Below are 20,284 nucleotides of genomic sequence, written 5' to 3' on the forward strand. Positions count from 1 at the left end.
TGTTGTTTTGGCATTGTAGAGTTCCGCTCCTTAACTTGATAGGTTTATTCTACAAGCCCTTATTTTTTATGTCCAACTAAGTGTAGACGATCCAGGTCAATTGGCGGGTGAATAAAGGGAAAAATCCCACTAAGTGAGCTGTAGATGGCCAGTTGGCGGGTGAATAAAGGGAAAAATCCCACTAACTGAGCAGGAAGAGGGTAGTTGGCGGGTGAATAAAGGGAAAAATCCCACTAACACGGTCCGTCCGGCCACCAGGGTACCGCTGCAAAAGCTGTAAGAAAAAAAGAGGAGTGCTCCCGGCGTATAGCCGAGGGGCACTCCTCTTTTGGTAGATGAATGATTGCTGTCTATAGCTGATCCTTTGCACCCAGTGGGCAGCGGCTTTTAAACGCCAGCCTTCATGAAGCTCTCCAGCTTATCGCGGGTCGGCAGGCCGTCCATGTCTCCTGGAGACATAACGGCCAGTGCGCCGATGGCATTACCGCGGCGTACGGCTTCGGCTACGGGGAGCTTTTCCAGCATGGCGCTGATTACGCCAACGGCGAATCCGTCCCCGGCACCTACTGTATCTACTACCTCTTCTACCTTAAAGCCGTTTACGTAGCCTTCTTCTCCGGTAGCCGTTTTGTAGTAAGCGCCTTCGGGACCCAGCTTGATTACAACGAGGGATACGCCGCGTTCCAGATAGTAAGCAGCAATTTCCTCCGGAGTTTCAAGGCCGGTCAAAATTTTGCCTTCGCCAAGGCCCGGCAGGAACCAGTCGCAGCGGGTAGCAAGATCATTGATTGCAGCTACCATGGTCTCTTTGTCAGGCCAGAGGGTCGGGCGCAGGTTCGGATCGAGGGAGACGGTTTTGCCGCTCTTTTTCATAAATTCCATAGCGTGCAGTGAGAATTCATGACAGGTCTTCGAGAGCGCTGAAGAGATGCTGGTTACATGCAGGTGGCCGGCGGAAGCGAAATAGGCTTCATCAAAATCAGCCAGGCTCAGCTTGGATGCTGCGGAATTTTTGCGGAAATATTCAACCTTGGGGTCTCCGGTAAGCACCTTGGACTTGATCAGCATTCCGGTAGGAGCTTCCTTTGTAAAAGTAATGCTGTCTGTATCAATATTTTCTCTGCTCAAAGCCATTGCAATGAACTGCCCGAAGTTGTCTTCACCGAGCTTGGTTACATAACCGGTTGTGTGCTCGAGACGGGACAAGCCGGTTGCCACATTGCTTTCTGCCCCGGCCAGCGCCTTCGAGAATGAGGTAACCTCATGCAGCGGCCCTGCTTCATTCGCATAAAACATTGCCATCGGCTCGCCAAAAGTGACAGCACTAAGTTGTTTGCTCATCGTTAAATTCCTCCCCAGGGCAATCCGGAGACTCCCTGTATAATGATTAGTAATTTGAAATTATCACATAAATCGGTTTTGTACAATAAGACAACGCTCTTTCCGACACCTGATTTTTCAGTACAAAAATGTGACAGAACAAAAACCCTTTATAAATAAAGGGTTTAGACAGTTTGAAAGGTAGGGTTATCTGCTGCGATAAAAAAACGTATTGACTGTTAGCACGATTATTATTACTATTTCCATAGAAGGTTTCGTAAGAAGGTTAGTAAATGAGATAAAAAAGTTTATCTAAATAAATATTCTTTTTTTATGTCTGTTTTTCATACTACGTTATAGTGAGAGGAAGTTAATCATGAAGAAAATAAAAGTATTGCAAAACCTTACCTCTGTCGGTGTAGTGGCAGTTATCCGTGCTGACAACGCTGATGATGCATTCAAGATGTCAGCTGCCTGTATCGAGGGCGGACTGACCAATATTGAGGTTACCTTTACAACTCCGGATGCGGATGTAGCAATCAAACGTCTGGTGGCTGAATACGGCAGCCGTGCTGTAATCGGTGCAGGTACCGTGCTTGATCCGCTGACAGCCCGGATTGCTATCCTGGCAGGGTCAGAATTTGTAGTGAGCCCTTCTTTTGAGGAAGAAACCGCCAAGATGTGTAATCTTTACGGCATTCCTTACATGCCGGGCTGCATGACCCTGAATGAGATGAAGGAAGCGCTGAAGCTGGGTGTGGATGTGCTGAAGCTGTTCCCGGGCAGCGCCTTCGGACCGGATTATGTGAAGGCTGTCAAAGGGCCGATGCCGCATGTTAACATCATGCCTACAGGCGGTGTGGATCTGAACAACATGGGTAAGTGGATTGCTAACGGCTGTATCGCTGTCGGCATCGGGGGTAACCTGACCGCTCCGGCCAAGGAAGGCCGCTACGACCAGATTACAGAGCTGGCTGCACAGTATGTGGCTAAGTATAAAGAGGTTAAGGGCCTGTAAAAGTTAGAGAGCAGCACCCGTGAAGATAAAATGATAATCCATTGACATTGACTGCCCTCCGTTTTATACGGTGAGGCAGTTTTTTGTATGTTTGGGATCCCTGCAAAGTACCTGAATCAGCTTCCTGCTAAAGCCCCGCTTTATGGGGTTATTTTTTATTTTTCCTACATCTAAATGAAAATCGTGATGGTTTCCCCGGCTTCCGGGCAATACTTACAGAAAAAGCAGCTTCCAGTCTGCTGATGCTCTGAGAATGCCCCTGAAGATGGAGGGACCCGTCATGCCCGGAAATGACAAGTATAGGACGCTGTACCGGACGTTAAATGAAGAAGAAGCGGAATACGTGCAGATTATTTCATCCGCCAGAGGCTGCAAAGTAACTGCCGGTAAACTGTATGCCCTGCATAGAAACCATAATCATCCGCAGCTTTTTGAACAGGGAGAAATGTATGTAGTGGATGACGATGGTAAGGACAACTACGCTGTGCTGATGCTGTGCACTACTATAATGTTTAAGTAATCCAGGCTGTCTCCGGGTAATCGTACTTATGGGGGCAGCCTGTTTGATTTCATTTTTGTCATAAACTTTTGCGAAAGAGTATTTGAAGATTATGCGCTTCCCTTGTATGCTTAGTAAGGATTATGGGCGGTTTACGGCCGGTTTACGGCCGTGCCCCGGAGCGGAACCGGTGCCGGCCCAAGGCGTATTATGTAAAGTTTGGCATCTCTAAAATATTGATTACAGGCTTGCAACAAATCCGCAGTCTTGCGCGTCAGTAAGATTGCATAGAGAGGGGGAACCTTCGTGGTGGAGCAGGGACTCATCAGAGCCGCTCAAGCGGGCGATCGCGACGCTCTAATCACCCTATTGCGGGAAATTGAAGGACATGTATATAAGACAGCCTTCTACATTTTGCATAATGAGCAGGATGCTCTGGATGCATCACAGGAAGCGCTCATCAGAGTGTATACCAAAATCGGTTCCTACGAGGAGAAGGCCCAGTTCAAAACATGGGTTCAGCGGATCGTGACCAACATCTGTATTGACAAATTCAGGAGAACGAAGCCTACTGTGTCTATCGACGAGCACGAAATGGTGTTCCAGGATAATAAACATAATGTAGAGCGTGAGGTGATGTCGGGTTATCTGGCGGAGGATATACGCGAGGCCATCGACCAGCTCCCTGAGCATCACCGGACGGTGATTGTACTGCGATATTTGCAGGATTTTTCTTACAACGAGATTGCAGACTGTCTCGACCTGCCGCTCAACACAGTGAAATCATACCTGTTCCGGGCCAGGCAACAGCTGCAAAATAGACTTCAGGAGTATCAGAAAGGTGGTGTATCAGGATGAAGTGTACGGAGGTGACAGAATGGATGCACCGCTATTTGGATCATGATCTCAGTCCCGAAGAGACTGTGGAAATGTACCGCCATATCGATAATTGTCCTTCCTGCGCGGAAGTCTTTGACCGGCTGACCCTGCTCTCTGAGCAATTGGAGCAGCTGCCGGATGTTAAGCCTCCTTTTAGTCTGGTTGACTCGATCCTGCCTCAGCTCGAGCAGATCGATTCCGGTATTCGGGGTTCAGATGCAGAAGTTCCGGAGCAAGACAGCAAGGTTGTACCGATGACACGTAAAGGTACTCATGGCAAAGAGGCCAAAGGAACTTCAAGAGCAGCTTCCATGGCAACGCGGACAGGCATTGGCGCAGTTGCTGCTGCGGTTATCCTGCTGTTTGCCGTATTTAATATGCCGGAGCGCTTACCTTCTGCAGATGTGGAAATGTCGCTGAACCAGGCGGCTGAGACAGCTTCGAGCAGCGAACCGCTGAGCAAGATGAATGCTGCCGATAATGCGGATACTACTGCGACCGGAGATGAGGCAGGCGATGCATCCCTGTATCAGATGGAGATCCAGCCTTCTGAAGGTGCAGATGCCTCGAACGGTGGCGCTGCGGCGGATACTGCTGCTCCGTCTCCGGTGGAAGCTGCGCCGACTGCACAATCCGGTGCGGCAGCCCCGGCAGCAACCGAGTCATCTTCCGCCAAGCGGAATACGCCGGCTGCGCGCAACACACAAGCAGCGACGCCGGCTCCAAGGGCGGATGCCAGAGTTAAAAGCGGGAATGCCAACAACGCATCAGACGCCCAGATGTTCAACAGCAGTGAGGCGGATATGCCTGCTGATACAGCGGACACACCTGCGCAGGAACCGCAGCAGCCTCCGGCTAGACAAGAGGCTGGTGCTATGGGACTTCTGCCGGCGCTTGTATCCCCTCACGGCTCGTGGAGCTCTCCGGACGGGCGTTATGCGGCAGAGCTTGCCGGCCAGCAGCTGGTAATATACAGCCTTCCGGCTGACGGACAGCCGGAAGAACGGACTGCGGTAACCTCACTTCCGCTGGAGGGGACCTGGGTATCCGGTTCCTGGTCAGGGGACAGCCTGCAATTTACTTATATAACCATGCAGGATGGTGTTGAAGTTACAGAGGTATATACAGCACCTGCAAGTCAGGCTACTCCGGCGCCATCTGCATCACCTGGCAGTCCGGCGACTGCAACCCCGGCACCGGCAAGTACGGCTCCGGCCAATAAATAATTACTTCGGTGGAACGTTTTGAGGGTACCCCGAATATGCTATGGTGAGAGGACAGGAATTACACGATTTGCGAGTTCCATCGGTATGACCGACGGAAGTGGGGTTTCTAGAGCCTTTTGCTTTCGCCGTTTATATAGATGCGCCGCTGAAACGGAGCAACTTTGGCCCTGGCTGCCGAGGTTGCTCCGTTTTTGCATTTTCGCGCTGGATGCCGGCTCTGGAGTTTTACAGCTGTTAAATTGACTATGCCGCAAGAGTGGCGGTAACAATCAAGACATCAGTCAGCAGTCAACAATGGACTGGAGTCTAAGCTTTTCCCGCAGTCGCAGCCATAGCAGATTCACAAAATTGCTATTATCTTCTACAGATCATGTAAGTACAAAAAAGCATCAAGCGCAACCTATACAGCCCGTTTTCTGTTAAACTAAAGACACGTATGTGTATTTGAGGGTTCGCCCGAATTGAAATGGAAAAGGAAGTGGCAGGATGGATGCCAAAACGGCGGCCAAGGACATCAGACAAGGAAAAATTTCACCGCTCTATGTGCTCTACGGCAGTGAAAAGTTCCGGATGAATGAATTTGCGGCCTTTCTGGAGGATCACCTGATCGCCAAAGAGGATCGTGATTTTGCAGTAATTCCCTTCGACCTTTCAGAGACGCCTGTCCAGGCGGTGGTGGAGGAAGCGGAGACCGTTCCGTTCATGGTGGAACGCAAGCTGCTGCTGGTGAGGGACGCCTCGCTGTTTACTGCGGGCAAAGAAAATACCAAGATCGAACACCGCGTTGAGCTGTTAAGTGATTATATGCAGGCTCCCGCTGATTTTAGCGTAATTGTATTTCTGGTTAATAACGACAAGCTGGATGAGCGCAAAAAGATCGTCAAAGCGGCCAAGGCAGCCGGAACCGTTCTGGCCTTTAATCCGCTGGGTGCAGAAGAGCTGCTCCGCTGGGTAGAGAAGGGGTTTAAGGACCGCGGCTGTGCCGTAGCGCCGGGGACTGCAGAGGCACTGGTAGCCAGTGCCGGTACCGGCCTGCAGGGCTTGTCTGCGGAGATGGACAAGCTGTCCCTGTTCGCCGGAGCCGGCGGGACGGTGGATGCAGCAGCGGTGGAGAGCCTGGTACACCGCGGTACGGAGCAGAATGTATTCACGCTGGTGGAGGATATTGCCAACCTGCGCCTCGACAAGGCGCTGGGTACGCTCTACGAGCTGCTGAAGCAGCGCGAGGAGCCGATCAAGATTGCCGCGCTGATTGCCCGGCAGTTCCGGATCATCCTGCAGGTGAAGGACCTGTCAGCCCTCAGTTACTCCCAGGGCCAGATCGCCTCGCAGATCGGTGTGCATCCGTATGCCGTGAAGCTGGCCGGAGAGCAGGCCCGCAAATTCGACAGCCAGCGGCTGCGCCAGATTCTGAGCGGCCTGGCTGATCTGGATTACCAGATGAAGACAGGTGCTATTGACAAGGTACTTGGTCTTGAAATGTTTATGCTGCGCCTGGGAGCGTAGCTCCCGGCGATGGTGCCGCCTCTGTCCGGCCCAAAGAGCCTGCCTTTACGCTGAATCAGCGGATAAGGCAGGCTCTTTTTTGGGAATATAAACAAAAAAACCTAACCGTATGCAGGATAACGGTCAGGTTCTTATAGTGCTCATTATGAAAGTCGCTAATTAGGCCTGAGCCTTAAGAGCGTTCAATTTCTTCGCCAAGCGGGATTTTTTGCGGGCAGCCGCATTTTTATGAACCAGACCTTTAGTTACGGCCTTGTCCAGCTTTTTGGAAGCAGCTTGGAAAGCAGTTTGAGCAGTTTCAACTTCCGTTCCAGCCAGTGCTACATCAGCAGTTTTCACAGCTGTACGAAGCGCGGATTTCTGGGAAGCGTTCAGAGCACGACGTTTCTCGATCGTCTTGACGCGTTTAACCGCGGATTTGATATTTGGCATTGCATTCACCTCCTGGAAGACATTCGAAATCATCAAATGATTCACAACTTAAAATATCTTAGCACGCCCGGGGGCAAAATGCAACACAAAAAGCGTATGGAAAACCGTTGGATGATCCCCGGGGCCGGCCGGATGAAAAGCTGTGCAGCTGGTCTTACCGGCGATAACGGATTAAACTTTGCCCGGCAGTGCGATTTATCCATGTCATCCTGCATAAACACAGCGCATCTCTCGCACACTACCGACACCAGGATAATCTTCCGCAAAGAGTTTTGCACGAAGGACTCATGGAAGACATGCTCACAAAACTTAGGTGTATGCTTCCGGAGCGAGTTTTGTACGAAGATACCCAAAGGAAGCTTATGCTAACAATACTTTTAGGAGGCTGAACTAGGATGGAACTGGATCTTCAGCTGTATTCGGTACGCACAGACCTGGCGGTGGAGGCGAAGGAACTTGCCCAGGGTCTGCACAAAACACCGATTCCCGGTGTTAATGAAGAAGTGGAGGAAGCGGACGGGATCAAGGTTACACGGCTTGGCGTTGCCACGGCTGCGGGCTCCCAGGCGATCGGAAGGGCGCTTGGAAATTACGTGACACTGGAGGTTCCGGCGCTGCGCGGCGGGGATACCGGGCTCCAGCAGAAGGTGTCAGTCGTGTTCGCGCGTGAATTTGAACAGTTTCTGAGCCGGATCGGGATCAGCAAGGAGTCCTCGGTGCTGATTGTCGGTCTGGGTAACTGGAATGTAACTCCCGATTCGCTGGGACCGCTGGTGGTGGAGAATGCGCTGATCACCCGGCAATTTTATGAGCTCGTTCCTGACCAGGTCTCTCCGGGATACCGCAACGTCAGCGCAATTGCTCCAGGGGTGCTTGGACTTACCGGTATTGAATCCAGTGAGGTCGTGCAGGGGATCGTGGACCGCACCAGGCCGGACTTGATCATTGCCATCGATGCGCTGGCCTCCCGCTCGCTTGAGCGGATCAACACGACAATCCAGATAGCCGATATCGGCATCCATCCAGGCTCAGGCATCGGCAACAAACGCCGCGGGCTGACCAAGGAAATACTGGGCGTTCCGTGCATTGCCATCGGAGTCCCTACAGTGTGCTACGCATCAACAATCGTCAACAACGTACTGGAGATGATGAGCAATCATTTTGGCCAGATGAGAGACGGCAGAGCGCACACCAAAGAGATTATGGGAATGCTGGACGATATTTCGGAGCAGGAACGGCTGCAGCTGGTAAAGGAGGTACTGGAGCCGCTCGGGCACGACCTCATTGTGACGCCTAAGGAAATTGATGAGTTTATTGAAGAGATCGCTAACATTGTAGCCAGCGGCCTGAATGCTGCCCTTCATGATGCGGTGGATCCGGGAAATGTCGGCGCGTACACCCATTGACCTGTTTTTAATATGAAAATTATGTATAGTCCGGATTATCCGTATGAGCAAAGCCCGAGCGGCAGCGCTTATGCGGTTTTTTTGCTCTATTAATTTGCCTCTACCTTGGTTCTACTACTCCATCCACGCTCATAGATTTGAAGTATAAGAGATTACAGAGGGCTGGAGGAGGACATAACAATAATGAACAGAAAATGGTTTCAGCTATGGAATATCGGCAGGCTGCGGGGAAAACTGCTGGACGTTCTGTCGCTGGGGAAGACGATGCTGCTGCTGGCCGGAGGTTCACTTGTTTTTTTCATGCTGCTTGGCGCCGGCGGACTGGCCGGAACGAAGCTGAACTCTTCACCTGTTCCTTCCATGAAAGGTCTGGCGGCATCCCTGTCCAGCGGGTTCTTTATGGAGCTGCTGGGCATGGAGGTGCCGCACCTGCCTAAAGGCGAAGAGCCGTCGGCTTTCTCTGCGCCAAAAGTAACGTCATTCGTGTTCCGCATGCTGACCAGTGTAGACCCCGGCAACCCCAAGAGCCTGCTGTCCCGTGAAGTGCCCGGACTTGCAGCCGATGATCCTTTCCTGCTGCGTGAAGGCTCGGGCGGTACAGCCGGCGCACCTGCAGACTATCATCCGGGGACGGATGAGCTGGCCGGCGCGGAGGATCAGCCAGATCCGGGAGCTGTAGAACCGGACCCTGGGGCAGCCGCTGATCCGGATACGGACAAGCCTGAGGATGATCCTGAAGTGCAACCCCAGCCGACAGCGGCGCCGGATAAGGGGGACTCTGCAGAGCAGGGAGGCAGCAGCGGAGCTGGCCGGGACAACGGTGCGGCCGGGGATACATCTATTAAAAGAGTACTGGTCTACCACTCTCATCCCCGCGAAGCGTATAATCCGCTGCTGGGAGCAGAAAATGACAATCCGAGTTCTGCATCCCCCTCCAAAAACGTGATGCTGGTAGGCTCCTACATTACCGACAGACTGGAGCAGCGCGGAATCGGTACAGTTCATGCCAAGGATGATTATGCGACGGAAGTGCCGGATTACAACTGGAACTTTTCCTATAAATATTCACGGATCACCATCAAGGCGGCCCTGGCCGCCAACCAGGAAATGACCGAGCTGATAGATATCCACCGTGATTCGCAGCGGCATGGCAAAACGACAGCCGTCATTAACGGAAAAAGCTATGCGCAGGTGTATTTCATTCTTGGCCACGCCAATAAAGACTGGAAGAAGAATGAAGCCTTCGCCAATTCCATTCATCAGCTGCTGGAGAAAAGTTATCCCGGGCTCTCGCGCGGCATCTGGGGTAAATCCTCCGGGAACGGGAATAACGGGGAGTATAATCAGTCGCTTTCTCCCAACAGTGTATTAATAGAAGTAGGCGGAATCGACAATAGTGCCGAGGAGCTTAAGCGGACAGCGGAAGTGCTGGCTGATGCGATTGCCGATGTATACTGGGACAGCCATGATGCGGAAAAGGCGGCTGCTCCGGAAAAAAGTACAGGATCTGAGAACTGATAAAGGAGTGAACCGGAATGTCCCGTTTCGGCAAAAAGCTGGTTGTGATCGGCCTGTGGGCCGGTATCGGCATATTGGTTGGTATGCAGTTTGGCGGAAGCGGCGCAGCGAGGACAGCACCGGTCGCTCCCGGCTGGAACGGAGCGGCGGTATTGCAGCAGACGGGGCAAGCCGCCGCTGCTGCATCCGGTACGGTGCAGAGCAGCCCGGCCTATGTCTATGTGCCGGTTGCCGTTGATCCGGTGACCGGCGCCTATACGGCACTTCCTGCGGCACAGCCGCCGGCAGCAGTCCAGACTCCTGCCGGCAGCGGCAGTATGCCGCAGCAGGAGGTGCAAGACTACAGCAGTTTGACTCCTGAGCAGATCCTGATCCCTGAAGTACAGCAGCCTGGCATTGATGTGCTGGCTGACAAAACGGCAGGCCTGCTCCAGCGGGCTTCCCAGAAAAGCATCCGCTGGATCGTCTCCCTGTTCGACTCGGCGGAGTAAACGTCCGTATGCGCACAGCATAATTGCATTATGACGAGAAAAGGCCTCCCCTTAGGCCTTTTTATATCCCCGCCTGCCTTACAGCCGTGGTTATCACGGCACTGTACTCCGCTTTCTTTACTTTCCCGGCTGCACGGGATTGATGGGGGAAGCGCGTACTGTTATAATAAGTGGATTAACATAAGGCTGTCTGTGGGGGTAAGGAATGACTGACGTTCAGAAAAGACAACAACAAATCCGCAATTTCTCGATTATTGCACATATAGACCATGGTAAATCGACTCTGGCCGACCGTATTCTTGAATATACGGGCGCACTCAGCTCGCGTGAAATGCAGGAGCAGGTGCTGGATCAGATGGATCTGGAGCGTGAACGCGGAATCACCATCAAGCTGCAGGCCGTTCGCCTTACTTACAAGGCTGACGACGGCCAGGAGTATCTGCTGAATCTGATTGATACTCCGGGGCATGTTGACTTCACTTATGAGGTCTCACGCAGTCTTGCTGCCTGTGAAGGAGCACTGCTGGTAGTTGACGCAGCCCAGGGGATTGAAGCGCAGACGCTTGCCAACGTATACCTTGCACTGGATAACAACCTCGAAATTTTGCCGGTTATTAACAAGATTGATCTGCCGAGCGCCGATCCTGAACGGGTGAAGCAGGAGATTGAGGATGTCATCGGGCTCGACGCCAGTGAGGCCGTACTTGCTTCGGCCAAGGCGGGCATCGGGATCAAGGAGATTCTGGAGCAGGTCGTCAAGCAGGTTCCGGCTCCTACCGGAAATGCCGGCGAGCCGCTGAAGGCACTGATTTTTGACTCCCACTACGATCCGTACAAAGGCGTTATCGTTTATGTCCGCGTAATGGACGGCAAGATCCGTGCCGGCTCAAAGATCAAGATGATGGCTACCGACAAAACATTTGAGGTTATTGAAGTCGGCGCCTTTATGCCGCGCATGACCATTGTAGACGAGCTTAACATCGGGGATGTAGGCTTTATCGTTGCCGGTATCAAGCATGTCGGCGATACCCGTGTCGGGGATACGGTAACGGATGCCAAGAATCCGACACCGCAGCCGCTGCCGGGCTACCGCAAGATCAACCCGATGGTGTACTGCGGTCTGTATCCGATCGAAACCTCGGATTACAACGATCTGCGTGAAGCGCTTGAGAAGCTGCAGCTGAATGACGCTTCGCTCAGCTTTGAGCCGGAGAGCTCCAGCGCGCTCGGCTTCGGCTTCCGCTGCGGCTTCCTCGGCCTGCTGCATATGGAGATTATCCAGGAGCGGATTGAGCGTGAGTTCAATCTGCCGCTGATTACAACGGCTCCAAGCGTTATCTACCGGATTATGCTGACTAACGGCGAAATGATGCAGATTGACAATCCGTCGAACTATCCGGAAATCGGAACCATTGATTATGTCGAAGAGCCTTATGTCAAAGCTGCAGTTATCGTTCCGAACGATTTCGTGGGAACAGTAATGGAGCTGTGCCAGAATAAGCGCGGGGAATTCGTGAACATGGAGTATCTCGACTCAAACCGGGTAACCATCACTTATCAGATTCCGCTCTCTGAAATCGTATATGATTTCTTTGACCAGCTGAAATCAGGCACGAAGGGTTATGCTTCGTTCGACTATGAGATTTCCGGCTACCGTCAGTCCAATCTGGTGAAGATGGACATTCTACTGAACGGCGAGCAGGTTGATGCCCTGTCGTTCATCGTCCACCGCGACCGTGCCTACAACCGCGGCCGCATTATCTGTGAGAAGCTGCGCGGCATCATTCCGCGGCAGATGTTCGAGGTGCCGATCCAGGCATCAGTCGGAACCAAGGTTGTGGCCCGTGAGACCGTTAAGGCGATGCGCAAGAACGTTCTGGCCAAATGCTACGGCGGTGACATTTCGCGTAAGCGGAAGCTGCTCGAGAAGCAGAAGGAAGGGAAGAAGCGCATGAAGCAGGTCGGCAGCGTAGAGGTGCCGCAGGAAGCGTTCATGGCGGTTCTGAAGATCGACGAATAGGTAAGCTGCGAGGCTTTCCATTTGCGGAACGTACCGTGTAATTAGTAAGGAGACACTGAAGGGAAGCCTGACGGCTTCCCTTTTCTGGCTATATAGATTGGCACTACTAAATAAAATTTAAAGGAGACAGCTATGACCGCTCATAACAATGGCCGTCCCCCTGAGGCTGTATATATTCATATTCCGTTTTGTACGAATAAATGCTTTTACTGTGATTTCAATTCCTATGTGCTGAAGGATCAGCCGGTAATGGATTATCTGCATGCGCTAGACCGCGAGATGGAGCTGACCGTGCAGCAGACTCCGCCGGGAGTGATCAAGACCATCTTTGTCGGCGGCGGGACACCGACGGTGCTGAAGCCGGATGAGATGGCTTATTTTCTGGCATCGGTCCGCCGGCATTTCCCGCAGTGGGATGACAATATCGAATTCTCGATGGAGGCCAACCCCGGCACTACGGATATCGAGAAGCTGACAGTAATGAAGGAAGGCGGGGTCAACCGCGTCAGCTTCGGGGTTCAGGCGTTCCAGAATGAGCTGCTGAGCGGAATCGGCCGGATTCATAACGTCGATGATGTCTACCGCAGCCTGGAGAATGCGCGCAGTGTGGGACTGAATAACCTGTCGGTAGACCTGATGTTCGGCCTGCCGAACCAGAGCGTGGGTATGCTGCGGGAGAGTGTCCGCAAGGCGCTGGAGCTGGATCTGCCGCATTATTCAATCTACAGCCTGAAGGTGGAGGAGAATACGCTGTTCCATACCTTGTTCAATAAGAACAAGCTGCCGCTGCCGAGTGAAGAGGATGAGCTGGAAATGTATCTGCTGCTCATGTCTGAAATGGAGAAGGCAGGTTATATCCAGTATGAGATCAGCAATTTTGCCAAACCGGGCATGGAGAGCCGTCATAATATAACGTACTGGCGGAATGAAGATTATTACGGCCTTGGTGCAGGGGCGCATGGCTACGTCAAACGTCAGCGGCATATCAATATCAAAGGCGTCAATCCCTATAATGAAGCTTCACGCAATGGCCTGCCGCGTCTGGATTCCTTTGAGATTTCGGAGCAGGAGGCAATGGAGGACTTTATGATGGTCGGCCTGCGTATGCGTGCCGGGGTATCAGGCAGTGCGTTCCAGGCCCAGTTCGGCAAAAAGTTGGAGGAAATTTTTGGTGCACCGCTGCATAAACTGCTGCATGCCGGGTTGTTGGAGCGGGACGGTGACACCTACCGGCTGAGCAAGCAGGGAATCCTGTTCGGAAATGATGTTTTCGGGGAATTTGTCGGACTTTTAACAGAGGTTTAATTTTAAAATACCCCTTGAATTGTAATTCACCCTGTTGTATATTTATTCATATTAACAACGAGGGGTGAGTTAAAGTGCTTGTCAAGACGGAAATGATCCGCCAGTCGGCTCCTGCGGGAGAATCTAAAGTGATATGCAGAAATGCTACGGTGGAGGATGTGGAGCCGCTGTACTTAATGATAGAGGAGTACGCCCAGCGCGGAATTATGCTCCCCCGTTCCAGGCAGGCACTAACCCGCCAGATCGACCAGTTCGTCATCGCTGAGATTGACGGCATGTTCGTGGGCTGCGGTTCGCTGTTCAGACTCGGGAATGATCTCGTTGAAGTCCGTTCCATTGGGCTGCGCGATGAAGGCAAGGGCAAGGGTGTCGGCTCCATGATCCTGGATAAGCTGACGGAAGAAGCCAGACGCCAGGGGATTCCCAAGATCATGGCGCTGACCTATGCGGTTGATTTCTTCCTCAGAAACGGGTTCACCGTAGTGGAGAAGGAGATTTTTCCCGAGAAGGTATGGACAGATTGCGTAAACTGCAAGAAGCAGCATGCCTGTGACGAAATTGCCGTAATGAAGAGATTAGATTAAGCAGGCAGCCGCATGCGGCCGCGTTACAATATACAAAAGCCGCTGTCCGTCAGGGAGCCAGTCCCGGGAACAGCGGCCTTTTTTAGGTTACTTGGCATAGATTAGCTTGCGCTGCTGCTCAATAAGCTGTGCAAGCTCAGGTATAGCATAGGCAGGAGGATTAAAAGAGGGAGACAGCGTATTATATATGATGGGCATGGCAGTCCCGTCCTTCAGCTCGATTTCGAGCCAATATTTATCGCCAACCCAGCCTTTGGTTTCCTTATATAGCTGTTCAAACGGAATATATTTCAGCATGGGGAACTCTTTTATAAAAAGATCAGCAGCCTCCGGTGTGAAGTCCATAAGGTGAGTTGTGCCGTCCATTCCGCTGATAAAGCGGACCGCTGTTATTTTGTCTGAGATATCAAGCAGATCATTGAGCGTCCTGGCATCAGGATTACTATCGGCCACGAACAGCCTGTCCCCCGCCCATAAACGGGCTGATGTCTTGTATCCGCTCACTTCATACAGCTCTGTGCCAACTTCCAGCAGAGTGGAATCGCCATCCCTCATCTCAGTACGCGGACACTGGTGGTCGGCTCTGCGGTAGGTGATTTTGCCAAGCTGTTGGCCTTTGACAGCATTGCCGGGCGGACTGTCATAGTCCTCGCTGTAGACAACACCACCCCACTGCAGTACTGAAGCATAATCCACATCACCGTAAAAGCAGTTGTTTTGGCCGGCAGTCCCTTTCAGGTTAAACAAAACAGCAGCGGCCAGGAGCAGCCCGGCTGACAGGATAATCCATCGGTATATTTTTCTATTCATAGAGCAAACCCCCATTTCTTCTATATTTTATATTCAGACGAAAGTCTGAGGCAGAGGTTGCGGAGGATTTCCGGAATCTGGATTAAAAATTGATAAAGCTGTAATCCAAATCCGGACTGAATCTGACTTGACAATCTCAAGGTCAGTTTGGTATTTTTGTATTAGTGGTTAGCACTCATCTGAGTAGAGTGCTAACGAATCGGAGCCACAGCCGATAGGAGGGAATAACATGTTAACTGAACGCCAGAGAATGATCCTTAATGCTATCGTGGATGATTATATTTCTTCCGCAGAGCCCGTAGGCTCGCGCAGCATCTCCAAACGTGGTGATGTGGGCTACAGCCCGGCAACCATCCGCAACGAAATGGCTGATCTGGAGGAATTAGGTTATCTTGAGCAGCCGCACACTTCGGCTGGAAGAATTCCTTCACATAAAGGCTACCGTTATTATGTGGATCATCTGGTGCCGTGGAATTCCGCAGGAACAGCAGAAATGGGCACGATCCGCGCCTTTTTTGCCGAGAAGCTGAATGCTACGGAACAGGTTATCCAGCATGCGGCAATGATTCTTTCCAATATGACGAATTACACTTCCATCCTCTTGGGACCGGAGGTTTTTCATACTTCACTGCGCCATTTTCAGCTCCTTCCGCTTGACGGCAATAATGCTGTGGCGATTATTGTTACCAGCACCGGGCAGGTAGAGAACCGTACGGTTCAGATTCCGCCGGAGATTTCCCTTTCCGAAATGGAAAAGGTAGTAAATCTGCTTAACAGCAAGCTGGTAAACGTACCGCTATACAAGCTGAAGAGCCAGCTCTATTCCGAACTGGGCGAGGAAATGCAGCGTCACATCTCCCATTACGAAGAATTGATGCAGGTGCTTGACCAGGCTCTCGAAAGCGATCATGACCAGCGTATCTATCTGAGCGGGGCAGCCAATATGCTGACCCAGCCGGAGTTCAAAGACGTTGATAAGGTCAAGACGATCCTTGATCTGCTGGAAGAGACGCCGACTTTGCTGAAGATGCTGTCCCCCGCATCCGGCGGAACCGGAATACAGGTCCGTATCGGGACGGAGAATAAGCATGAGGCCTTTGCCAACTGCAGTCTGATTACAGCAACATATTCACTGGACGGCAAGGCACTGGGCAGTATCGGCATTCTGGGTCCGACCCGGATGGAATACGCCCGTGTGATGGGCATCCTCGGGATTTTATCCCGGGATTTGACAGCGATGCTGGCACACTGGTATAAGTGAACAGAGTGTAATTGATTTGCGTGAATGAATTGAAGGAGGTGAAGACAACTTGAAAGAGGAACAGGTTCAGGATCCGAATGAATTGAAAGATGAAGCAGTAAATGAAGCCCAGGCAGCCGATGAGGCTGAAGCCGCGGCAGAGAGCACGGCGGACATCGAGGAGGCTTCAGACGGCGGTGTAGCCGTGAGGCGCCTCCAGGAGCTGGCAGAAGAAGCTCAGGCCCGTACGTTGCGTGTACAGGCGGATTTTGATAACTTCCGCCGCCGCACCCAGAAGGAGAAGGAAGAGCTGGCGCAATATGCAACTTCAAAGCTCGTTACGGAATTGCTTCCGGTACTCGACAACTTTGAGCGTGCACTGGTAACTGCTCCGGGCAACGCTGAATCTGAGGCCTTCACCAAAGGCATCAACATGATTTTCCGTCAGCTGGAAGGGGTATTGAAGTCTGAAGGCCTTGCGGCCATGGAAACAGTAGGACAGCCATTTAACCCTGAATATCATCAGGCGATTATGCAGGTGGAGAGCGAGGAGCACGAGGAAGGCATCGTGACGGAAGAGGTCCAGAAGGGCTATCTCCTGAAGGATAAGGTTCTTCGTCCGGCCATGGTCAAAGTCAGCATGTAGCCTGTCTATATACCTTGGGTAACAACATGCCTGTCACAGAAGATGCTGTGCCGGAAGCTTCCGGCCGTATTGTTATGTGCAGATCCCTATCATTATCAGCGTTATTCAATTAACTATCCATTTACAGGAGCCGGGGCTCCATAATATTTCTGAGGAGGCACATTACAGTGAGTAAAGTTATCGGGATTGACCTTGGAACCACCAACTCTTGCGTTGCCGTTATGGAAGGCGGCGAAGCTGTCGTTATTCCGAATCCGGAAGGCGCGCGCACAACCCCTTCAGTTGTAGGCTTTAAGAAAGACGGCGAGCGGATCGTCGGCGAAACAGCAAAACGCCAGGCAATTACCAATCCGGACCGCACAATCGCTTCGATTAAGCGTCATATGGGTACCAACCACAAAGAAAGCATCGACGGAAAGGATTATTCTCCGCAGGAAATTTCCGCAATGATCCTTCAGAAGCTGAAATCCGATGCTGAAGCTTATCTGGGACAGCCGGTTACCCAGGCCGTTATTACGGTTCCGGCCTACTTCAATGACAGCCAGCGTCAAGCGACCAAGGATGCAGGTAAAATTGCCGGCCTTGAAGTGCTGCGTATCGTGAACGAGCCTACTGCAGCTGCACTGGCTTACGGTCTTGAGAAGTCCGAAGACCAGACCATTCTCGTCTATGACCTCGGCGGCGGTACATTCGACGTATCGATCCTTGAGCTGGGCGACGGTTTCTTCGAAGTCAAGGCTACCAGCGGTGACAACCGTCTCGGCGGCGACGATTTTGACCAGGTGGTTATGGACTTCCTCGTAGCTGAATTCAAGAAGGAACAGGGCATTGACCTGAGCAAGGACAAGGCTGCTGTACAACGTCTGAAGGATGCTGCCGAAAAAGCGAAAAAGGAGCTGTCCGGCGTACTGACCACCACCGTATCCCTTCCGTTCATCACGGTTGTTGACGGCGTGCCTCAGCACTTGGAAGTTAACCTTACCCGCGCCAAGTTCGATGAGCTGACTGCAGGTCTGGTAGAACGCACACTGGGACCTACACGCCAGGCGCTTAGCGATGCCGGCATGACTCCTGCTGACCTGAACAGAATCGTGCTTGTCGGCGGTTCCACCCGTATTCCTGCCGTACAGGAAGCGATCAAGAAGCTTACCGGCAAAGAGCCGCACAAAGGCGTTAACCCGGATGAAGTAGTAGCCCTTGGTGCTGCTGTCCAGGCAGGCGTACTGACCGGTGATGTTAAAGACGTGGTATTGCTCGACGTAACTCCGCTGTCCCTCGGTATCGAAACTGCAGGCGGCGTGTTCACGAAGATGATTGAGCGTAACACTACAATTCCTACAAGCAAATCGCAGGTCTTCTCGACCTTTGCCGACAACCAGCCAAGCGTGGAAATTCACGTATTGCAGGGTGAGCGCCAAATGGCGAACGGCAATAAGACACTGGGACGCTTCATGCTGAACGAGATTCCGCCGGCACCGCGCGGCGTACCGCAGATCGAGGTTACTTTTGACATCGACGCCAACGGTATCGTTAATGTATCGGCAACGGACAAAGGCACGAACAAGAGCCAGAAGATCACGATCACTTCTTCGAGCGGCCTGAGCGATGCTGAAGTAGAACAAATGATGAAGGATGCCGAGCTGCACGCTGAGGAAGACCGCAAGCGTAAAGAACTGGTTGAAGCAAAGAACAATGCTGACCAGCTCGTGTATTCCACAGATAAAGTAATCAAAGATCTTGGCGATAAAGCGGATGCTTCCGAAATCGAGAAAGCAAATGCGGCTAAGGACAAAGTAAAAGCAGCGCTGGAAACCGACAACCTGGAAGAAATCAATGCAGCTACAGAAGCGCTGACCGAGATTGTACAGCAGCTGTCCGTGAAGCTGTATGAACAGGCTGCACAAGAGCAGCAAGGTGCTGAAGGTGCTCCAGAGGGCGCTAAGAAGGACAATGTTGTTGACGCTGACTACGAGGTTGTTGACGACGAGAAGAATCAAGGGTAACCTTAAACGATAAGTCTATTCTGTACGAAGGGAAGGTCAAGACCGGGGCATCCCGTGTTTTGGCTTTCCTTTTAACATGTCAGAGGCTACTTGAGTATTGATGTACGGAGGTGAAGGCAGTGGCAGATAAACGCGATTATTATGAGGTGCTGGGTCTCGGAAGAGATGCATCTGACGATGAAATAAAGAAGGCGTACCGTAAGCTGGCGCGCCAGTATCACCCGGACGTCAACAAGGCCAGCGATGCTGAGGCCAAGTTCAAGGAAGTAAAGGAAGCTTACGACGTTCTGAGCGACGGACAGCAGCGCGCCCGTTATGACCAGTACGGCCATATTGATCCTACTCAGGGTATGGGCGGCGGCTTTGGCGGCGGCGGAGATTTCGGCGGACTCGGCGATATCTTTGATATGTTCTTCGGCGGAGGCGGCGGGCGCCGTGATCCGAATGCCCCGCAGCGCGGCGGCGATTTGCAGTACACAATGACCATTGAGTTCAAGGAAGCGGTATTCGGCAAAGAAACCGATATTACCATTCCGCGTACAGAGTCCTGCGATACCTGCTTTGGCTCCGGTGCTAAACCGGGTACGAAGCCGGAGACCTGTTCCGTCTGCCACGGCAGCGGCCAGCAGGAACTCGTGCAGAATACCCCGCTTGGACAAATGCGTAACCGCCGTCCCTGCTCCCATTGCAGCGGCACAGGCAAAATCATCAAAGAGAAATGCCCGACCTGCGCAGGCCAGGGCAAGGTTAAGAAGCAACGCAAGATCCATGTACGCATTCCAGCCGGCGTAGATGACGGCGCACAGCTGCGTATGACCGGTGAAGGCGAAGGCGGTACACGCGGCGGCCCGGCGGGTGACCTGTACATTGTCATCCGTGTGAAGAACCATGAGTTCTTCGTGCGTGAGAACGATGATATCATGTGCGAGGTTCCGCTGACATTCGCCCAGGCGGCGCTTGGTGACGAGATTGAAATTCCTACCCTGACCGAAAAGGTGAAGCTCAAGATTCCTCCGGGAACCCAGACCGGCACCTTCTTCCGTCTCAGAGGCAAAGGGGTTCCGCATCTGCGCGGCAGCGGCACAGGCGACCAGCATGTGCGGGTAGTCGTTGTAACGCCAAGCAAGCTGAGCGAAGAGCAGAAGGAATTGCTCCGCCAGTTCGCTTCCTACAACGGCGAGAACACGCATGAGCAGGAGCAATCGTTCTTTGATCGTGTGAAGCGCGCCTTTCGCGGTGACTAAGTTTTGGAAATGAGCTTAAGAAACCCCCGGCTTCGTGCGACAACACGGAGCCGGGGGTTTCTAATGTTAGCGGTTGTTATAAAAAAAGGATCGTGCAGGGCCTTGTAGCCGGTGCACGATCCTTTTTGCCTTTCTGC

At 52.3% G+C, this 20,284-nt stretch carries 18 protein-coding genes; 15 read left to right on the forward strand and 3 right to left on the reverse strand.

Features of this window, described 5'->3' with window-relative positions; all coding sequences use genetic code 11:
• Nucleotides 1–387 precede the first annotated feature (387 nt).
• Nucleotides 388–1,341, reverse strand: coding sequence for a sugar kinase (locus M2108_RS19630; protein ID WP_277471192.1), 954 nt, complete (start codon nt 1,339–1,341; stop codon nt 388–390).
• A gap of 355 nt (nt 1,342–1,696) precedes the next feature.
• On the opposite strand from M2108_RS19630, the gene M2108_RS19635 reads away from it, so the two are divergent.
• The 5 genes from M2108_RS19635 (at nt 1,697) to holA (ending at nt 6,448) form a co-directional block, all read left to right on the forward strand.
• On the forward strand, nt 1,697–2,338 hold the full coding sequence (locus tag M2108_RS19635) for a bifunctional 2-keto-4-hydroxyglutarate aldolase/2-keto-3-deoxy-6-phosphogluconate aldolase (RefSeq protein ID WP_039876193.1): 642 nt from the start codon (nt 1,697–1,699) through the stop codon (nt 2,336–2,338).
• 280 nt (nt 2,339–2,618) lie between these two features.
• Nucleotides 2,619–2,858, forward strand: coding sequence for a hypothetical protein (locus M2108_RS19640; RefSeq protein ID WP_277471190.1), 240 nt, complete (start codon nt 2,619–2,621; stop codon nt 2,856–2,858).
• Between the two features lie 285 nt (nt 2,859–3,143).
• The gene (locus tag M2108_RS19645; RefSeq protein ID WP_068724820.1) at nt 3,144–3,695 is read left to right on the forward strand and encodes an RNA polymerase sigma factor; all 552 of its coding nucleotides are present in this window, start codon (nt 3,144–3,146) and stop codon (nt 3,693–3,695) included.
• Nucleotides 3,692–4,942, forward strand: coding sequence for a zf-HC2 domain-containing protein (locus M2108_RS19650; protein WP_277471189.1), 1,251 nt, complete (start codon nt 3,692–3,694; stop codon nt 4,940–4,942). The genes M2108_RS19645 and M2108_RS19650 overlap by 4 nt, the downstream gene beginning before the upstream one ends.
• 486 nt (nt 4,943–5,428) lie before the next feature.
• A complete protein-coding gene (gene holA / locus M2108_RS19655) occupies nt 5,429–6,448 on the forward strand; it encodes a DNA polymerase III subunit delta (protein ID WP_277471188.1) in 1,020 nt (339 codons plus the stop codon).
• A gap of 159 nt (nt 6,449–6,607) precedes the next feature.
• On the opposite strand, the gene rpsT is transcribed toward holA, so the two are convergent.
• Nucleotides 6,608–6,880: a 30S ribosomal protein S20 gene (rpsT, locus tag M2108_RS19660; RefSeq protein ID WP_277471187.1), complete on the reverse strand. Its 273-nt coding sequence runs from the start codon at nt 6,878–6,880 to the stop codon at nt 6,608–6,610.
• A 395-nt stretch (nt 6,881–7,275) separates the two neighbouring features.
• Between rpsT and gpr the strand changes: the two genes are divergently transcribed.
• The 6 genes from gpr (at nt 7,276) to M2108_RS19690 (ending at nt 14,204) form a co-directional block, all read left to right on the forward strand.
• Nucleotides 7,276–8,286, forward strand: coding sequence for a GPR endopeptidase (gene gpr / locus M2108_RS19665; RefSeq protein ID WP_277471186.1), 1,011 nt, complete (start codon nt 7,276–7,278; stop codon nt 8,284–8,286).
• Nucleotides 8,287–8,469: 183 nt separating this feature from the next.
• Nucleotides 8,470–9,804, forward strand: a complete 1,335-nt coding sequence (locus M2108_RS19670) for a stage II sporulation protein P (protein WP_277471185.1) — start codon at nt 8,470–8,472, stop codon at nt 9,802–9,804.
• Between the two features lie 17 nt (nt 9,805–9,821).
• Nucleotides 9,822–10,295: a hypothetical protein gene (locus M2108_RS19675; RefSeq protein ID WP_277471184.1), complete on the forward strand. Its 474-nt coding sequence runs from the start codon at nt 9,822–9,824 to the stop codon at nt 10,293–10,295.
• A gap of 205 nt (nt 10,296–10,500) precedes the next feature.
• Nucleotides 10,501–12,315 (forward strand): translation elongation factor 4, encoded by a 1,815-nt coding sequence (lepA, locus tag M2108_RS19680; protein ID WP_277471183.1) that lies wholly within the window; start codon nt 10,501–10,503, stop codon nt 12,313–12,315.
• Between the two features lie 132 nt (nt 12,316–12,447).
• Nucleotides 12,448–13,620, forward strand: a complete 1,173-nt coding sequence (gene hemW / locus M2108_RS19685; protein ID WP_277471182.1) for a radical SAM family heme chaperone HemW — start codon at nt 12,448–12,450, stop codon at nt 13,618–13,620.
• Between the two features lie 92 nt (nt 13,621–13,712).
• Nucleotides 13,713–14,204 (forward strand): N-acetyltransferase, encoded by a 492-nt coding sequence (locus M2108_RS19690; protein WP_277471200.1) that lies wholly within the window; start codon nt 13,713–13,715, stop codon nt 14,202–14,204.
• A gap of 87 nt (nt 14,205–14,291) precedes the next feature.
• On the opposite strand, the gene M2108_RS19695 is transcribed toward M2108_RS19690, so the two are convergent.
• Complete coding sequence (locus M2108_RS19695) at nt 14,292–15,014, reverse strand: hypothetical protein (protein WP_277471181.1); 723 nt, start codon at nt 15,012–15,014, stop codon at nt 14,292–14,294.
• A 229-nt stretch (nt 15,015–15,243) separates the two neighbouring features.
• On the opposite strand from M2108_RS19695, the gene hrcA reads away from it, so the two are divergent.
• The 4 genes from hrcA (at nt 15,244) to dnaJ (ending at nt 20,147) form a co-directional block, all read left to right on the forward strand.
• Entirely contained in the window at nt 15,244–16,275 is a 1,032-nt protein-coding gene (gene hrcA, locus M2108_RS19700) for a heat-inducible transcriptional repressor HrcA (RefSeq protein WP_068724831.1), read from the forward strand.
• Between the two features lie 49 nt (nt 16,276–16,324).
• Nucleotides 16,325–16,900, forward strand: coding sequence for a nucleotide exchange factor GrpE (gene grpE, locus M2108_RS19705; protein ID WP_277471180.1), 576 nt, complete (start codon nt 16,325–16,327; stop codon nt 16,898–16,900).
• A 167-nt stretch (nt 16,901–17,067) separates the two neighbouring features.
• Nucleotides 17,068–18,903: a molecular chaperone DnaK gene (dnaK, locus tag M2108_RS19710; RefSeq protein WP_277471179.1), complete on the forward strand. Its 1,836-nt coding sequence runs from the start codon at nt 17,068–17,070 to the stop codon at nt 18,901–18,903.
• 119 nt (nt 18,904–19,022) lie between these two features.
• Nucleotides 19,023–20,147: a molecular chaperone DnaJ gene (gene dnaJ, locus M2108_RS19715; protein ID WP_277471178.1), complete on the forward strand. Its 1,125-nt coding sequence runs from the start codon at nt 19,023–19,025 to the stop codon at nt 20,145–20,147.
• Nucleotides 20,148–20,284: the final 137 nt, after the last annotated feature.

This window comes from Paenibacillus sp. PastM-3, from assembly GCF_029893965.1.
Lineage (GTDB): Bacteria > Bacillota > Bacilli > Paenibacillales > Paenibacillaceae > Paenibacillus_AQ.

Coding starts and splice junctions, on each gene's coding strand:
- M2108_RS19690 (WP_277471200.1), top strand. CDS start 13,713: ATGATCCGCCAGTCGGCTCCTGCGGGAGAATCTAAAGTGATATGCAGA.
- M2108_RS19630 (WP_277471192.1), bottom strand. CDS start 1,341: ATGAGCAAACAACTTAGTGCTGTCACTTTTGGCGAGCCGATGGCAATG.
- hrcA (WP_068724831.1), top strand. CDS start 15,244: ATGTTAACTGAACGCCAGAGAATGATCCTTAATGCTATCGTGGATGAT.
- M2108_RS19695 (WP_277471181.1), bottom strand. CDS start 15,014: ATGAATAGAAAAATATACCGATGGATTATCCTGTCAGCCGGGCTGCTC.
- rpsT (WP_277471187.1), bottom strand. CDS start 6,880: ATGCCAAATATCAAATCCGCGGTTAAACGCGTCAAGACGATCGAGAAA.
- gpr (WP_277471186.1), top strand. CDS start 7,276: ATGGAACTGGATCTTCAGCTGTATTCGGTACGCACAGACCTGGCGGTG.
- M2108_RS19675 (WP_277471184.1), top strand. CDS start 9,822: ATGTCCCGTTTCGGCAAAAAGCTGGTTGTGATCGGCCTGTGGGCCGGT.
- M2108_RS19640 (WP_277471190.1), top strand. CDS start 2,619: ATGCCCGGAAATGACAAGTATAGGACGCTGTACCGGACGTTAAATGAA.
- M2108_RS19650 (WP_277471189.1), top strand. CDS start 3,692: ATGAAGTGTACGGAGGTGACAGAATGGATGCACCGCTATTTGGATCAT.
- hemW (WP_277471182.1), top strand. CDS start 12,448: ATGACCGCTCATAACAATGGCCGTCCCCCTGAGGCTGTATATATTCAT.
- lepA (WP_277471183.1), top strand. CDS start 10,501: ATGACTGACGTTCAGAAAAGACAACAACAAATCCGCAATTTCTCGATT.
- M2108_RS19635 (WP_039876193.1), top strand. CDS start 1,697: ATGAAGAAAATAAAAGTATTGCAAAACCTTACCTCTGTCGGTGTAGTG.
- M2108_RS19670 (WP_277471185.1), top strand. CDS start 8,470: ATGAACAGAAAATGGTTTCAGCTATGGAATATCGGCAGGCTGCGGGGA.
- holA (WP_277471188.1), top strand. CDS start 5,429: ATGGATGCCAAAACGGCGGCCAAGGACATCAGACAAGGAAAAATTTCA.